The sequence below is a fragment of the Echinicola rosea genome (assembly GCF_005281475.1).
In the GTDB taxonomy this organism is placed as follows: domain Bacteria; phylum Bacteroidota; class Bacteroidia; order Cytophagales; family Cyclobacteriaceae; genus Echinicola; species Echinicola rosea.
In genome coordinates, this window is the sequence record NZ_CP040106.1 from 2,645,295 (window position 1) to 2,659,880 (window position 14,586).

The 14,586-nt window shown below is 43.1% G+C and carries 14 protein-coding genes; 6 read left to right on the forward strand and 8 right to left on the reverse strand.

What is annotated here, in order from left to right:
- Positions 1-22 precede the first annotated feature (22 nt).
- A complete protein-coding gene (locus tag FDP09_RS10635; protein ID WP_137402653.1) occupies positions 23-637 on the forward strand; it encodes a Uma2 family endonuclease in 615 nt (204 codons plus the stop codon).
- A 7-nt stretch (positions 638-644) separates the two neighbouring features.
- On the opposite strand, the gene menD is transcribed toward FDP09_RS10635, so the two are convergent.
- Genes menD through FDP09_RS10650 form a run of 3 tightly spaced genes read right to left on the reverse strand, consistent with a single transcriptional unit; the run spans position 645 to position 3,957 of the window.
- Complete coding sequence (menD, locus tag FDP09_RS10640; RefSeq protein WP_137402654.1) at positions 645-2,327, reverse strand: 2-succinyl-5-enolpyruvyl-6-hydroxy-3-cyclohexene-1-carboxylic-acid synthase; 1,683 nt, start codon at positions 2,325-2,327, stop codon at positions 645-647.
- 8 nt (positions 2,328-2,335) lie between these two features.
- A complete protein-coding gene (locus FDP09_RS10645) occupies positions 2,336-3,535 on the reverse strand; it encodes a chorismate-binding protein (protein WP_308420961.1) in 1,200 nt (399 codons plus the stop codon).
- Complete coding sequence (locus FDP09_RS10650; protein WP_137402655.1) at positions 3,532-3,957, reverse strand: hotdog fold thioesterase; 426 nt, start codon at positions 3,955-3,957, stop codon at positions 3,532-3,534. The genes FDP09_RS10645 and FDP09_RS10650 overlap by 4 nt, the downstream gene beginning before the upstream one ends.
- A gap of 146 nt (positions 3,958-4,103) precedes the next feature.
- Between FDP09_RS10650 and FDP09_RS10655 the strand changes: the two genes are divergently transcribed.
- A complete protein-coding gene (locus FDP09_RS10655) occupies positions 4,104-4,736 on the forward strand; it encodes a histidine phosphatase family protein (RefSeq protein ID WP_137402656.1) in 633 nt (210 codons plus the stop codon).
- Here the strand turns inward: FDP09_RS10655 and FDP09_RS10660 are convergent.
- The 3 genes from FDP09_RS10660 to FDP09_RS10670 all read right to left on the reverse strand — a co-directional run bounded on the left by FDP09_RS10660 (position 4,717) and on the right by FDP09_RS10670 (position 7,400).
- The gene (locus FDP09_RS10660) at positions 4,717-5,139 is read right to left on the reverse strand and encodes a hypothetical protein (protein ID WP_137402657.1); all 423 of its coding nucleotides are present in this window, start codon (positions 5,137-5,139) and stop codon (positions 4,717-4,719) included. The two genes, FDP09_RS10655 and FDP09_RS10660, sit on opposite strands and share 20 nt — an antisense overlap.
- 380 nt (positions 5,140-5,519) lie before the next feature.
- The gene (locus tag FDP09_RS10665; protein WP_137402658.1) at positions 5,520-6,296 is read right to left on the reverse strand and encodes a zinc ribbon domain-containing protein; all 777 of its coding nucleotides are present in this window, start codon (positions 6,294-6,296) and stop codon (positions 5,520-5,522) included.
- Positions 6,297-6,299: 3 nt separating this feature from the next.
- On the reverse strand, positions 6,300-7,400 hold the full coding sequence (locus FDP09_RS10670; RefSeq protein ID WP_137402659.1) for a Nif3-like dinuclear metal center hexameric protein: 1,101 nt from the start codon (positions 7,398-7,400) through the stop codon (positions 6,300-6,302).
- 44 nt (positions 7,401-7,444) lie between these two features.
- Between FDP09_RS10670 and lpxK the strand changes: the two genes are divergently transcribed.
- The 4 genes from lpxK to FDP09_RS10690 all read left to right on the forward strand — a co-directional run bounded on the left by lpxK (position 7,445) and on the right by FDP09_RS10690 (position 12,593).
- On the forward strand, positions 7,445-8,512 hold the full coding sequence (lpxK, locus tag FDP09_RS10675) for a tetraacyldisaccharide 4'-kinase (RefSeq protein WP_137402660.1): 1,068 nt from the start codon (positions 7,445-7,447) through the stop codon (positions 8,510-8,512).
- A 64-nt stretch (positions 8,513-8,576) separates the two neighbouring features.
- Entirely contained in the window at positions 8,577-10,415 is a 1,839-nt protein-coding gene (locus tag FDP09_RS10680) for a putative porin (RefSeq protein ID WP_137402661.1), read from the forward strand.
- Between the two features lie 130 nt (positions 10,416-10,545).
- The gene (gene miaE, locus FDP09_RS10685; protein ID WP_137402662.1) at positions 10,546-11,127 is read left to right on the forward strand and encodes a tRNA-(ms[2]io[6]A)-hydroxylase; all 582 of its coding nucleotides are present in this window, start codon (positions 10,546-10,548) and stop codon (positions 11,125-11,127) included.
- A gap of 221 nt (positions 11,128-11,348) precedes the next feature.
- On the forward strand, positions 11,349-12,593 hold the full coding sequence (locus FDP09_RS10690) for an ABC transporter permease (protein ID WP_137402663.1): 1,245 nt from the start codon (positions 11,349-11,351) through the stop codon (positions 12,591-12,593).
- A 3-nt stretch (positions 12,594-12,596) separates the two neighbouring features.
- On the opposite strand, the gene FDP09_RS10695 is transcribed toward FDP09_RS10690, so the two are convergent.
- Together FDP09_RS10695 and mtaB are read right to left on the reverse strand one after the other, a co-directional pair.
- On the reverse strand, positions 12,597-12,950 hold the full coding sequence (locus FDP09_RS10695; protein ID WP_137402664.1) for a DUF805 domain-containing protein: 354 nt from the start codon (positions 12,948-12,950) through the stop codon (positions 12,597-12,599).
- Between the two features lie 172 nt (positions 12,951-13,122).
- A complete protein-coding gene (gene mtaB, locus FDP09_RS10700) occupies positions 13,123-14,442 on the reverse strand; it encodes a tRNA (N(6)-L-threonylcarbamoyladenosine(37)-C(2))-methylthiotransferase MtaB (protein WP_137402665.1) in 1,320 nt (439 codons plus the stop codon).
- Positions 14,443-14,586: the final 144 nt, after the last annotated feature.

A 14,586-nucleotide genomic window follows, 5' to 3' on the forward strand; every position in this document is an offset into this window, starting at 1 on the left:
AGATTTTTTAGTAAATTTCTATATGAGCACTTCTGAAAAAGATAGCGATAAAGTCGAGGAGCCTGATATAGAATACGGCCGTTATTCCTATGCAGACTACCTGACATGGCAGATGGATGAGATGGTGGAGCTGATCAAGGGCAAGGTATTCAAGAAAGCCGCCGCAGCCCCTCGCCGGATTCACCAAAAAGTCGCAGTGGAGTTGATAAAGCGATGGGCGGTGTTTTTGGAAGAGAAGGTTTGTGAGGTGTATTCAGCGCCCTTTGATGTACGGCTTCCTCACCAGTCCAAGGTGGATAAGGATATTTCCACGGTTGTCCAGCCAGACTTGTGTGTGATCTGTGATCGGGCGAAACTGGATGATCGAGGATGTATCGGAGCACCTGACTTGGTAGTGGAGATCCTTTCCCCCGGCAATAACCGTTTGGAGCTCCAAAATAAGTACGAGCTATACCTAGAAAGTGGCGTGAAAGAATACTGGATCATTCATCCTGATGAACAGACGCTATTGGTTTACACATTGGTAAAAGGAAAGTATGTCCCTTCACAATTGATGACCAGTGGAGACATGGTGCGATCTAAAGCCGTGGAAGGGTTTGAGCTGGATTTGGAGGACTTCTTTTCCAAGATTAAGTAGTTGGCTTTTATATGTCAATAAATTCTTTCAGGGCGGACTTTACTCTGCTGAGAATGGCGGTATTTTTGGCGCTATCGGAAAATACCTCTATAATTTTGGGTCTGATCGAGGGATGGTAGAAATTGGTCAGTCCATTCATCAGTTCTTTTTCAGTTTTGACACTCGTATAGTCAAAGTCAAAATCCTTGGCCAGATTTGCTGCATTTAATGACTGGGTGGTTTCAAAAAACTCCTCGAGTTCAGGCTGCTGGCTGGGACCTTTAATGATTCGGAATATACCACCTGCATGATTGTTGAGGAGGATGATTCGCAGATTGTTTGTAGTGTAATTATTCCAAAAAGCATTTCTGTCATAAAAAAAGGCCATGTCTCCTGTAATCAAGGTAACATAATCTTTGGTGGTCAACGCACAGCCAACGGAGGTCGAGTTGGATCCGTCAATTCCACTGGTACCCCTGTTGCAGATGATCTCTTGTGGTCTTGCTCCTAAAAAATTAACGTAGCGAACCGCCATGCTGTTGGCCAGGTGGAGTTTTGATTGATGAGGGAGCTGCTGAAGGACACGGTAAATTGCTTTCCATTCCCCAAAATTCTCCTTTTCCATGAGCTTTTTAATAGCTTTTTCCATGGACTTATCAGCTAGGTGCCAACGGGCCTGGAAATCATTATCTATCTTATGTGGTGATTGGAGCAAAAGCTCAAGAATGTCTTTTGCGGTGGAAGGAATGATTTTGGTCAGGCCCTGATAAGTGTCTGGTGAATAGCCTGCAGGCTGGACATGCCAATGATCAGCCCCAGAGCTCCTGAGGAAATTCTTTAGCGATTTTGATATGATAGATTTGCCAAAACTGATGATCAGATCCGGCGAGAAGTTAGCATGATCCACCACAGGTAACATTTGATCGTGATAGGTGATGGTGTTTTCGGACTGCATGTTGGAAATCGTATCACTGACAACGATAACTTTTTTTGCTGAAACAAGCTGGTCCAATAGGACCATGACACCCTTGTCAGGCGCTTGCTGACCAGGGACAATGACGATTTTGTTGAATCTTTCCAGTTCGTTTTGAAACTTGACCTTGGATTCACTGCTGAGACTAGTGTCACTTTTGAGTGGGTTAACCAAAGGAACTGGTCGGTAAAAATCAAATGCCTCTTCGCTTTCGGGATAGAACGGTTCCCTTATCGGAATATTGATGTGAACGGGGCCTTCAGGAAAATTCGCTGCTGTATTTATAGCTTCATTACTTATCCTGTGGGCATGCCAAATCACATCTTTATGTTCAGAATGATCAGGGAAATCAAAGGATTGCTTGATATGTTGGCCATATAGGTTTCGTTGTCGAATAGTTTGCCCGTCCCATTGGTCTATCCATTCTGGCGGACGGTCAGCTGTGATGACAATCAGGGGGATTTGTTGAAAGAAAGCTTCCGCAATGGCAGGAGCATAATTTAGCGCGGCCGTTCCACTTGAACAGACCAAAACCACGGGTTTTTTGAGCTGCTGGGCCATACCAAGTGCGACAAATGCGGCTGAACGTTCGTCCGAAATGGTTCGACAATGAATGTCAGGGTGCCTAGCAAAAGCCAAAGTCAATGGAGCACATCGCGAGCCAGGGGAAAGGATGGCATTTTTTACATCTTTTCTGGCACATATGGCCACTAGGTCGATAATTGGTTGGATGATCAAGTTGGTGTCTATTGAATGAATTTTCCGATAATGTCACATTTTAGCGCCGTTTCTTCCCATTCTTTTTCAGGGATGGAATCTGCCGTTACCCCTGCTCCAGCATATAGGAGCACCTCCTCATTGATGAGCTGGGCAGTCCTTAAATTGACGTAAATGGCTGTTTGGTTTTCAATATTTACTGGGCCGATAAAACCAGCAAAGAAGCACCTATCGAATGCTTCATGATCCAAAATAAATTTCATGGATTCCTCTCGTGGTGTGCCACATACCGCTGAAGTGGGATGCAGGAGCTTTAGCATCACTGATCCGAGTTGCGGAAAGTTGGTAGCCTCCATGTTTACCCTAAAGTCAGACCTCAGGTGCAATAGATTACCGGCCTTTACCGTTTTGGGGCCGTTTTCTTCGTACTCCCTTAGGCGTATTTTTTTAAAATTGTTGACAATGTAGCGGCTGACCATTGCCTGTTCTTCGATCTCTTTTTGTTTCCATGCTGCATTTTGTACAGGGTCTTCTCCTTCAGCCTTTTGGGTTCCCGCTAGGGCCATGGTGTGAAAGTAATGGCCTTCTGTCTTGATAAGTATCTCAGGAGTGGCTCCCAGCCATGTACCCACGTTTGGGATATGAAAGAAGTTGACAAATGCATCAGGGTATAGCCGACACAGCGCCAAAAATGTTTTCGTAAGGTCAAAACCTTCCTTAAGATCAACCTTTTGGATCCTGGCAGGGACCACTTTGGACAGTTTTCCCTCTTGAATGGCTTTAATTCCTTTCTTTACAAATTCAATAAAACTGGATTTGGAAGTGGGGGTAAGCCGAGCACTCGATTTATTTGGTTGTGCGCTGCGCAAAAGTTGGTTGACCTGTTTTTTTATCTCCGTAGGAGTGAACTTGGTTTTTTTATACAGCCCTTCCTCAGGCATGGGGCTGTCGATATTGAATTTGAAATAATCCGATGCTTCAAGAAAAAAAGCTTTTTGGTCTTCTTGGTCAGTAAAGGGGTGGGCGATAAAACCTGGTGATAGGGTGTCCAATTCAAGGTTTACCCGTTTTATTTCTCCGGTTTGGTCCAAAATGAACTGTATGTTCTTTGAATTAGGTGATTTCCAAACAGCCAATTGGTAATCGCCTTCCAAAGCAGCGTAAAGCCACCTGTCCAGTAATTCTTCCTGTGTGAGAAGATGACGGTCTGCGGTTGGTGTATTCATCATGGTTTTTTATCCAGCACAGCCATCGTAATACGACTGATACAGGCTAATTTATCTTCTTCGGTGACTACTTTTATTTCCCAAACATGAGTTTTCTTTCCAATGTGAATTGGTGTGGCGATGCCCCTTACCAAGCCTGATCGAACAGCCCTGATGTGGTTGGCATTAATGTCCAGACCAACACTATAGTGTTTTGCAGGATCCAGGCAGCAAGACGAAGCCACGCTCCCCAAGGTCTCTGCCAGCACTACACTGGCTCCACCATGTAACAAACCAAAAGGCTGTTTTGTTCTGTGATCCACCGGCATGGTAGCTTCTATGAAATCATCACCAATTTTAGTGAAAATAATCCCTAAATGCTCTAACATATTACCTTCGCCATATTGATTCAGGGTGTCAAGGCTGAGGTTTTTGGGAAATATCATGAATTTTGAAATAAAAACGTTTTCTTTGAATTGAATTTGCGATCTTTTTAGATTTCAAAAGGAGATTCCCTGTGAATAAGTTCAGTGATAAGCCCATTTGACCTACAAAACTATTCTTAAGAAATCGATAACAAAAATACAGAATCTTGAGTACTAAAAAAATATACCTTGTCCGTCATGGCCAGACTGATTATAACCTTAGGGGGGTGGTGCAAGGAAGTGGCATTGATGCCCCCATTAACGAAACTGGTAAAAAGCAAGCGGATGCCTTTTATGAAGCGCATAAGCACATTAAATTTGATAGGATTTATTACACTGGACTGCAGCGTACTCGACAATCCATTGAGAAATTCCTGAACAATGAGGTTCCGTATGAGTCATTGCCAGACTTGAATGAGATCAGCTGGGGGAAGTATGAAGGGGTGCCGATGAGTAAGGATGAACATTCTTACTATCAAGGGATGCTGGAAAAATGGGCCGATGGAGAACTTGATTTTTCGATAGAGGGAGGTGAGTCACCCAATATGGTTTTTGCAAGGTTAAAAAGAGGTTTGGATCACATCTTGTCCCAAGAGGGAAAGACCATTCTGATCTGTATGCATGGAAGGGCCATGCGGGTGATGCTAAGTTTAATGCTGGATTATGACCTGCGTTTTATGGATGTTTTTGATCATCATAATCTCGGGTACTATGAATTGACGGTAAAGGAAAATGGGAAATTTATGCTAGATCGGTATAATAACGTGAAGCATTTAAAAGCTAAAGGATTGATTGGATAACCTTTCCGCCTTTTTTATTATCCTTTTCTGTTTCCTGATCATTGAAGGAAACCAATAATTCCTGAAAATTTTCTTTTGATTCGCTCAAGTCAATGATCCTAAAAGCGACTTCCTGAAGTGGCTTCCAAGTTGTGTTGTTGATTTGTACCAGTCTTTTTCCGATTTGGCATTTATCAAAGTCACAATTGGGGACATTGATGTAAATGACGGCGTCGGAATTGCCGGAGTAAGTCTTGGTTTTGTAATCTTCTATAAAGCTAAGTTCAATATACTCGGCACTGGATTTAAGTTCTTTTAATTCCTTCTTACTAAAGATTACGACGAATGTTTTGTTTTCTGGGTTTTTACAGAAACCTACCGACACAAAAAGGGAGAATAGCGGTACAAATATTAAATGCTTCATGTCAGTAATATATAAAAATATTTCTCCGCATTCAAGAGGAGTTGTCACATATCCTAAAAATAATATTAAAGTAATAGACAGGAGTCTTCAGAGGTAAAATACTTGTTCTGGATCAAGTGGGAAGTTTAACCACTTAGGTAGCGCAAATGGTTTTTTGACTCATAAATCCTCGCCATCGATGTTTTTTCTTCTTTTCGGTTGTGGGGGCGGAAAACGTATGGGGGCTTAGGGATCTCGCAGATGATGTGCTTGTAAGCGGCTACTGATTCCTCCTCTCCCTTCCGAAACATTGCCTGATCCCTTAGTCTGTAATTAGTGGTATTAGGAATAAATGGAAAAGTGGTGATAAAAATAAAAGCCCGGAAAAACCGGGCTTTAAATTATTTTTTAGCTCTAGAGCTTCTTTTTTTCTTTGGAAGGGTTTCGTCCTCAATTTCATCCGCTACATCAGCAAGGATTCTGCCGCAGTGCTCACAGACAATAAGTTTTTTCTTTTCCCTAATGTCAGCTTGACGCTGTGGAGGGACGATATTAAAGCAGCCGCCACATGCACCTCTCTTAACCTCCACCACTGCCAAGCCATTTTTGGCGTTGGCTCTGATTTTTTTGTAGGATTTTAGGAGACGATCTTCGATTTTTTTGGTAGCTTTTTCCCTTTCGGCCTTCAGCTTGCTTTCTTCTGCTTCGCTTTCAGAGACGATAGTGTCCAACTCATCTTTTTTGGTGTCGAGATCCTTCCTGCGATCCTTCAGGGTTTCCTGAAGATCATCCAGGTCACTTTTCTTGCCTTCAATTTTCATCTCAGCCTCTCCGATTTTCTTCTTGGAGACTTGGATTTCAAGGTCCTGCAATTCAAGTTCCTTGGTGATGGCGTCATACTCACGGTTGTTTCTGACGTTCATCTGCTGATCCTGATATTTCTTGATGAGTTTTTCAGAGTCCTTGATAGCTTCTTTATGCTTCTTGATTTCATCCTCAAGGGCTACGATGTCATTGTTGAATTTCTCTAACCTTGTCTCGTAGCCTGCTATTTCGTCCTCTAAATCTTGAACTTCTTCTGGAAGGGCTCCCCGAATTTTAAAAATAGCATCTAGGCGGGAGTCAATTTTCTGAAGATTATAAATGGCATCAAGTTTCTGTGCGACTGTACTTTCCATGTACTATACGTAAGTTATGGGATTCGTAATGACTTTTGTCAAATAGAGTGCAATATTACTAAAATTTTGTGACAATATCTCTAATAATAAATCTTTTGTGTAAATTTCGCTTTCGTAATGTCCAATGTCTGATATAACTATTTGATTGTCAGCATAAAAGAATTCATGGTATTTTACATCAGCTGTGATGAAAATATCAGCTTTGCTGCTTTTTGCCGCACCTAGTAAAAAGATGCCTGCCCCTCCACAGATGGCGACTCGTTTTATAGGGCTTCCTCTAAGCGGGGTGTGCTTGATGACGTTAAGGTTCATGGAGCTTTTGAGGTACTGGAGAAAGGTACTTTCTGCCATGGGAGATTCCAGCTCACCAATCATTCCTGAGCCTACATCTTGGTGTTCGTTTTCTGTATGCTGTAAGTAATAGGCTACCTCCTCGTAGGGGTGGTGTGCTTTGAGGGCACGGATGATTTTTTCTTGGAGGTAGGCAGGAAAGATAACTTCTATCCGGTTTTCACTGACTTCTTCAGTGTTTCCCTTTTTTCCGATAGAGGGATTGGCTTGGTCTGAAGGTAGAAAAGTCCCGGTTCCTTCCACTCGGAAACTACAATTGCTGTATTCACCGATGGCTCCTGCGCCCGCTTGGTAAAGGCCTTGGAGGACATGTGATGTTTCCTGAACGGGGACAAAAGCGCTAAGTTTCATTAGAAGTCCCTTTTTCGGCGCCAGGATTTTGGTGTTGACCAAGCCTATTTTGTCTGCAATTCGCTTGTTTACTCCGGTATGGACATTGTCCAGGTTGGTATGGATAGCGTAAATGGCGATGTCATTTTTAATGGCTTTGATGACCGTTCTTTCTACGTAATTTTTACCTGTAAGGCTTTTAAGGCCTTTAAAAACAATAGGGTGGTGCGCAACGACCATGTTGCACTTTAGATCGATGGCCTCTTGGACGACATCTTCGGTGACATCCAGGCTGCAAAGTATGCCTTTTACCTCGTCTGATGCATTTCCGGTGATCAATTGGGCATTGTCGTAAGATTCCTGATAGGAAGGAGGTGCGATGCTTTCCAAGTAGGAGACTACGTCACTAATCAAATTAACCATATATTTGTATTTAGCGTTTGACCAAAAGTATAAAAAAATAAGCAATGCGCCCTTATCATCTATTATTGTATCCATTTTCATTTTTATACGATGGGATTACCCGTCTAAGGAACAGAATGTTTGATCGTGGGGTAAAGAAAAGCGTGGTCTTTGAAATCCCCACTGTCGTGGTGGGTAATCTGTCCATGGGAGGGACTGGTAAGACACCGATGGTGGAATTTCTGATCAGGGCTTTCAAGGAAAATTATGCGGTGGCGACGCTTAGCAGAGGATATGGCCGGAAGACCTCTGGCTATATACTGGCAGAAGAGAGCACTGAACCAACGGAAATCGGTGACGAGCCTTTTCAGATTTATAGTAAATTTGGCCATGAGATATGTGTGGCAGTGGGGGAGCGGCGAATTGAGGCAATTCCGCGGATTATCGCAGATCGGCCGGAGACCGAGTTGGTTATTTTGGATGATGCATTTCAGCACCGTTACGTAAAAGGGGATTTTAACTTGCTCCTTACTACATTTGAGCGTCCTTTCTTTACCGATCATGTGGTGCCGATGGGTAGCTTAAGGGAAAATAGGGACGGGGCAAACCGTGCTCATGCGGTAGTGGTGACCAAATGTCCTGATAAGCTCGATGAAGCCTCGAAGACCCATTATTTACAAAAGATCTTGGGGTATGCGCCTGAGGATTGTCCGGTGTTTTTTGCTGGCCTTGAGTACGGCCGGGCGTATAATGTGAGAGACAACAAGGAGGAGCCGATTCAGAAAGTGATTTTGCTAAGTGGAATAGCCAATAATGACTTGTTGAGGAAGAAGGTAGGAGAAATGTATGAGCTCCTGGAAACCTTGGAATACAGTGACCACCACCATTATACTGAGCGTGACATGGAGAGAATAGTAGAGCGATTTAACCTACACAAGGCCCAATTTCCCGTACTCCTTACGACGGAGAAGGACGCTGTCAAACTTAAAGCGGACAAATTGCTTAGATATTTACAGGAAATTCCGATTTTTGCGTTACCTGTTCAGGTGAAAATGGAAGAAGAAGAAAAAAACACCTTGTTAGAACATGTGACCAAGGCCATCAGAAATAAAGGTTATCAACGTGAAGTTTAAGTACCTATTTGTTTTAATTATATCGATTTTTTGTTTCAATCTACTCGCTTCAGCCCAGACGCAGATGAGGGGAAGTGGTGAAAATCAAGAAGAAGAGAAAGAGCCACAGCGAGGAGGATTGATCGATGATTCGACTAAAATGGTATATGGACCTACCACGACTTTGTATTTTCAAGAGCAAAACCTTCGGTATAACAAAATGGAGAAAACGCCCCTCGATACGGGGCTGACAGGGTTTCATAACTTTGAGCCAGTTTTTAGAAGTGGTCATAAATACCAAGGGTTGGCTAATATTGGTAGTGCGGCCAAACCGGTGTATTATACCTTGCCGGGATTGATAGGCACGACGTCAGGCTTTAGTGCCTATGATCTGTATTACCATTCACCGGACAGCATGCTGTATTTTGATACTAAGTCCCCTTATACCAAGTTGGAAGCTTTTTACGGAGGGGGGAATCGTAACATGCTAAATGTGGCCTTTGCCCGTAATGTGAACCCGAGATGGAATATTGGCTTTAATTTCAATACCATCAAGGCCCGAAAAACGCTGAATCCCAATGCACGTGATGATAATATGGTAGAGCAGACTTCCTACTCCCTGCACACAAATTACCGATCCAAGGATGAAAAATATTTTCTGCTGGCCAACTTTTCCCGGATGCACCATAACGTGTACGAAAGTGGTGGGATAATTCCCCCAACAGTAGATTCAACGTCTCTTTATTTTACGTATGAGGATTCGAAAGTGTGGCTGAGCAACACTGAGGCTACTGACATCAGGCAGGACTATCACCTGTATCATCAATATAATATTTTGGAGGAATGGCAGGTTTATCATGTCTTTGATAAGAAGAAGCAAGGACTGTCTTTTTTCTCAGATTTGACCACGAGTGACTCTGCCTATTTTAATTATTTTGGGCTGCCCAAAATGATAAATCAAGACAGTACGTTTAATTATCACCATTTTTCGGAAGTGCGAAATGAAGCTGGTTTTAAAGGTGACTTTGGGCCGGTTTATTATAATGCGTTTGTAAAGTTTAGGACAGGAAAATTTACCAGTCCTAATTTTGACAGTGATTATAAATTCAATGAAGTTTATATCGGCGGTGCTTTACGAGGAGAGATAAACGACCAGTGGTCTTTTGAGGCGGATGGTGAATATTTGATTCCAAGCGGGTACCGGATCAATGGTTATTTTCACTCGCCCTTTTTGGATGTAAGTTATACGAAGGCTTCCTACAAACCCACAGCGATGCAGGAAATGTACCGTGGTAACCACTATTCTTGGACCAATAGTTTTTCCAATATCGGGGTCGATCAAATCAAAGGTGTGATCAAAGCTGACTTCGCCAATATTTCCTTAAGACCAAGTCTAACTATAAACCGAGTGAACAATTATGTTTACTTCGATCAGAACCAAGAAGCTGCCCAGGCGGACGGGGGGGCGTTTATGGTTATTCCCGGGGTCACAGCTGATGTTACTTTCTGGAAAAAGTTGAGATGGCAGAGCGAAGTGATTTATACAGCCATAACAGGAGATGCGACAGATGCATTCAGGATTCCGGATTTATACGCCCGGAGCAGGCTGTTCTTTGACGGGCCCATGTTTGACGATCATCTATACATCCAGTTTGGGGTGGAGGGCAGGTATAAAAGCAGCTATAATGCGGAGGCCTACATGCCGGCCACACAGCAGTTTTATTTACAAAATGACTTCGATGTGTATGCTTATCCCGTGCTGGATGCTTTCGTGGATCTGAGGATTAACAGGACAAGAGTGCTGTTTAGGTATAATCACCTGAACAGCGGATTTATGGAGAGGCAAGGTTACTTTGTTACTCCATATTACACGGGGTTGAAGGGATCGTTGGATTTAGGGATCAGTTGGTATTTCTTTGATTAATCAAGGTCGAAGAGCTAGAATGTTCAGGAGATTATATTGTTCATTTTACCAATGATCATCGATCAGTAAATAACATATTAAATTCCAAATACTTAATGAAGTGAGCTGGGAAGAAAGTACAAAAAACAAAATGCTTAACCTCCAGCTGCCCACTGATCCACGGTGGGTGGACATAGCATCGATGAACTTGGAGGACATTCTGGTAGATCATGCCTATTGCGAGCAAAAGGCGGCGTCATCTTGTATTTCGCTGATCGTACGCTATCCTAATTTGGATAGGTTGGTCGATGTGCTTACCCCCGTAGTAGCGGAGGAATGGGCGCACTTTGAAAGGGTGATGGAGCAGATCAGAAAGCGTGGATTCCAGTTTGAAAAACCACGAAAGGATATGTACGTGGTCAAGCTAAGTGAGTTCATTCGGAAAGGCGGAAGTAAAATGGCGCAGTTGACCGAACATCTCCTGATGAATGCCCTGATCGAAGCGAGGAGCTGTGAGCGGTTCAAGTTGCTTTGGAAAAACATAGCGGATGCTGAGTTGCAGCAATTTTATTATGAGCTGATGGTTTCTGAGGCAGGGCATTATGTGAATTTCATTGACTTGGCCAAGCATTACCATGATCCCTCAGAAGTGGATAAACGTTGGAAGCAATGGCTAGCCCATGAGGCGAAGGTGCTAAAAGGGCTTGAAATTCGGCCAGACCGCATGCATTGATCCGTGCTGCACCGGCGTGGTGCCATTGTTCCAATGGAGAGCTGTCCTTATGCAATGGGTAAATAGAATCCCTGAGTGAAATAAATGTGGTCAGACGCTGGTGGGCATACGGAAGACAGGCAATATTTTTATTCAGCTATTATTGCCATTGGTTTATTTTATTGATAATATAAGGCTGATTTTTAGATGAAAAACGGGATTTGTTCTAAAACGAACACTTTATGGAATTGCTCGAGAACATTAAAGAAGCACTGCGGTCAATTAAGTCCAATCGGTTAAGAACCATATTGACGGGGTTGATCATTGCTATTGGTATCACTGCGCTGGTAGGGATGCTTACGGCCATCGATGGGATGAAAGCGCAGATAGAAGAAAGCTTTAGCGGCTTGGGAGCCAATAATTTCGATGTGCGTTCCAAGAATACATCAGGACAAAGGGTGACCCGCTCGGGTGTAGCAGAGAAGCAGTTTAAGCCAGTTAGCTTTAAGGATGCATTGGATTTCAAGACTGCGTATGCTTCCCGCGGGATGGCGACGGTTTCTACGCGCGTAAGTGGATCTGCAGAGATAAAGCGCGGTTCTGAAATTACCAATCCCAATGTGCGAATAATAGGTGTGGACGAAAATTATGTCTTGATCAAAGGCCAAAATATAGAGGAAGGAAGAAATTTCAGTAACGTCGAAATCGAGTACGGGAACAATGTGTGCCTGATAGGCAGTGAAATTGTGGAATTGCTCTTTAAAAGTCATGAGGACCCTGTGGGGGCGCACGTTTCTTTTTTTGGCAATCGGTATTCGATCGTTGGTGTTTTGGAAGAACAGGGGGCAGTAGGAAATGATGCTGGGGTGGACCGTACCATATTGATTCCGGTAGAAAATGCCTCTAGATTGGATCAGACAGGTGGTTTTTGGTATTCAATCACTGTTACGAGCTCAGATCCTGCCAAAATGGACTATGAAATGGGCCATGCCACTGGCTTAATGCGAAAAGTCCGAGAAGATAGGGTGGGAGAGTTGGATTCTTTCGAAGTAGTAAAGTCCAACAATGTAGGGGAGAGCTTAGAAGAAGTAGCAGGGTATTTAAGGATTGGCGGCTTTGGTATCGGTTTCATTACTTTGCTGGGAGCGTCCGTAGGCTTGATGAACATAATGCTGGTTTCGGTCACAGAGAGAACCCGTGAGATCGGTATCCGGAAAGCACTGGGAGCCACGCCTAAGCGGATTCGCCAGCAATTTCTGATTGAAGCGATCGTAATCTGTGTGTTTGGAGGGGTTTTTGGCGTGCTCCTAGGAATGGGGATAGGAAATATCGTTGCCAGTTTTGTAGGGCCGGGGGGCTTTTTAGTGCCGTGGCTGTGGATGTTGCTGGCGTTTATGATTTGCATTTTGGTAGGCTTGGTATCAGGAGTAATCCCTGCGATCAAGGCGAGTAAGCTTGATCCGATAGAAGCACTCCGATATGAATAATGCCTAAACAACGTCCGTTTTTCTTGGGTCTGGCCCAAATTTGTTTGGTCCATCATGTCCAGCTTTAATGGCCAGGTATATAAAACCAATCAGGTTTATTGGAGGTGGAATGAGTAGGTACAGCGCATACTTCCAGTCCATCCCAATGTCATGAAGCCGCTTGATGGCCTGTACCAATAACAAAACGATCGTCGTGATAAGTAGAATGCCAAAAATAGCAAAGGTGAGCCAGTTTTCTGCCTTCATGGATTCATAAAGCAACATGATGCAAAGCAGATTGATAAAATAAAATAGTACAAAAAGGACTAAGTACTTTCGTCGGGTGATTCTCCCTGTAGGTTCAAGAATAGTTTTCATGGCTAGTTGGGTTACAGTCTATTCTAATATACCGTATAAATAGAAAAATTGTTTAAAATAGCCAGTAAAAAGTGAGTATTGAATTTTTCTGGTAAAATATGTCACCACTTATCCGAATGGATTTTATCGAGGGAAGTGGTGACCAAAGATGGTGTGGATCTTTTGGGTGACGTTAATGTTGCTCATAAATGATTTCAGGTTCCACTACGTTCACATTTCCCTTTTCATTGATGTCCCAGAGGGTGACCTTTTTGATCTCATTGATCAGTAATGGGTCATATTTGGCCGCTACTCGGATATAGTTTTCCGTAAAACCGTGCATCATGCCATTATCAATATCCTCTTCAAATAACACATCGAAGGTGCCTTTTAGATTTTCCTCATAAAATTTCCTTCTTTTTTTCTCAGAAAGTATCCGGAGCATTTTGGAGCGTTGATTTCTGGCTTTCATTGGGACGACGTCCTTCATTTCCGTAGCCCGGGTATTTGGTCTTTCAGAATAGGTGAATACATGAAGATATGAAATGGGCAGTTCGTTTAGGAAATTATAGGTTTCCAAAAAAAGCTCGTCAGTCTCGCCGGGAAATCCTACGATGACATCGACACCGATACAGCAATGCGGCATAAGCGATTTGATTTTGGTGACCCTGTCCACATAAAGTTCACGAAGGTATCTCCTTCCCATTTTCCTCAGAATGGTATTGCTGCCAGACTGGAGCGGTATGTGGAAGTGAGGCACAAAACGCTTTGAACGGGAAGCAAACTCGATGATTTCATTGGTAAGCAAGTTAGGCTCAATAGATGAAATTCTAAACCTGTCGATGCCTTCGATTTCGTCCAGGTCTTTGACAAGATCCACAAACTTCTCTTTTCGTTTGCCTCCTTGTATTCCGAAGTCTCCAATATTGACCCCCGTCAGTACTACTTCCTTTACATCAGTGGAGGCAATTTCCCTGGCCGACTGCAGGATGTTTTCAATACTGTCACTGCGACTTTTTCCTCTCGCAAGGGGGATGGTGCAGAAAGCACAGCCATAATTACAGCCATCTTGGACTTTTAGGAATGTCCGGGTGCGGTCATGCATGGAGTAGGCATTATTAAAGGCAGTGGCTTCATGGATCTCGGAAGCAAGGACTTTGGTTTCTTGTTCCTTTGCGAATCCATCAAGTAGCTCAATCAGTCTGAATTTTTCAGCAGCTCCGAGGACAGCATCTACGCCTTTGATTTCCGAGATTTCACGGGGTTTTAGTTGGGCATAACATCCTATAATGGTGACATAAGAGTTTGGAGAGATCTTTTTGGCCTCCTTGACGATCTTTTTACATTTTTTGTCTGCATTCTCGGTTACCGAACAGGTATTGATAATGAAAATGTCCGGCGTGTCCTCAAAGCCAACCTTTTTATAGCCTTTTTCTTCAAACTGCCGACTAATGGTGGATGTTTCAGAATAATTTAGTTTGCAACCTAATGTATAAAATGCTACCTTTTTCACAGCGATCCCCTTGTTTTGATGTATTGATTTGCAAATTTAAGGATATTCTTCCAGTTTTCAATTTTGTGTTAATAATGAGGAATTTACGCTGATTTGCGTGTATTTGTGTGGATTTGTATCTTTTTTGGGTGAAATAATGTCTTT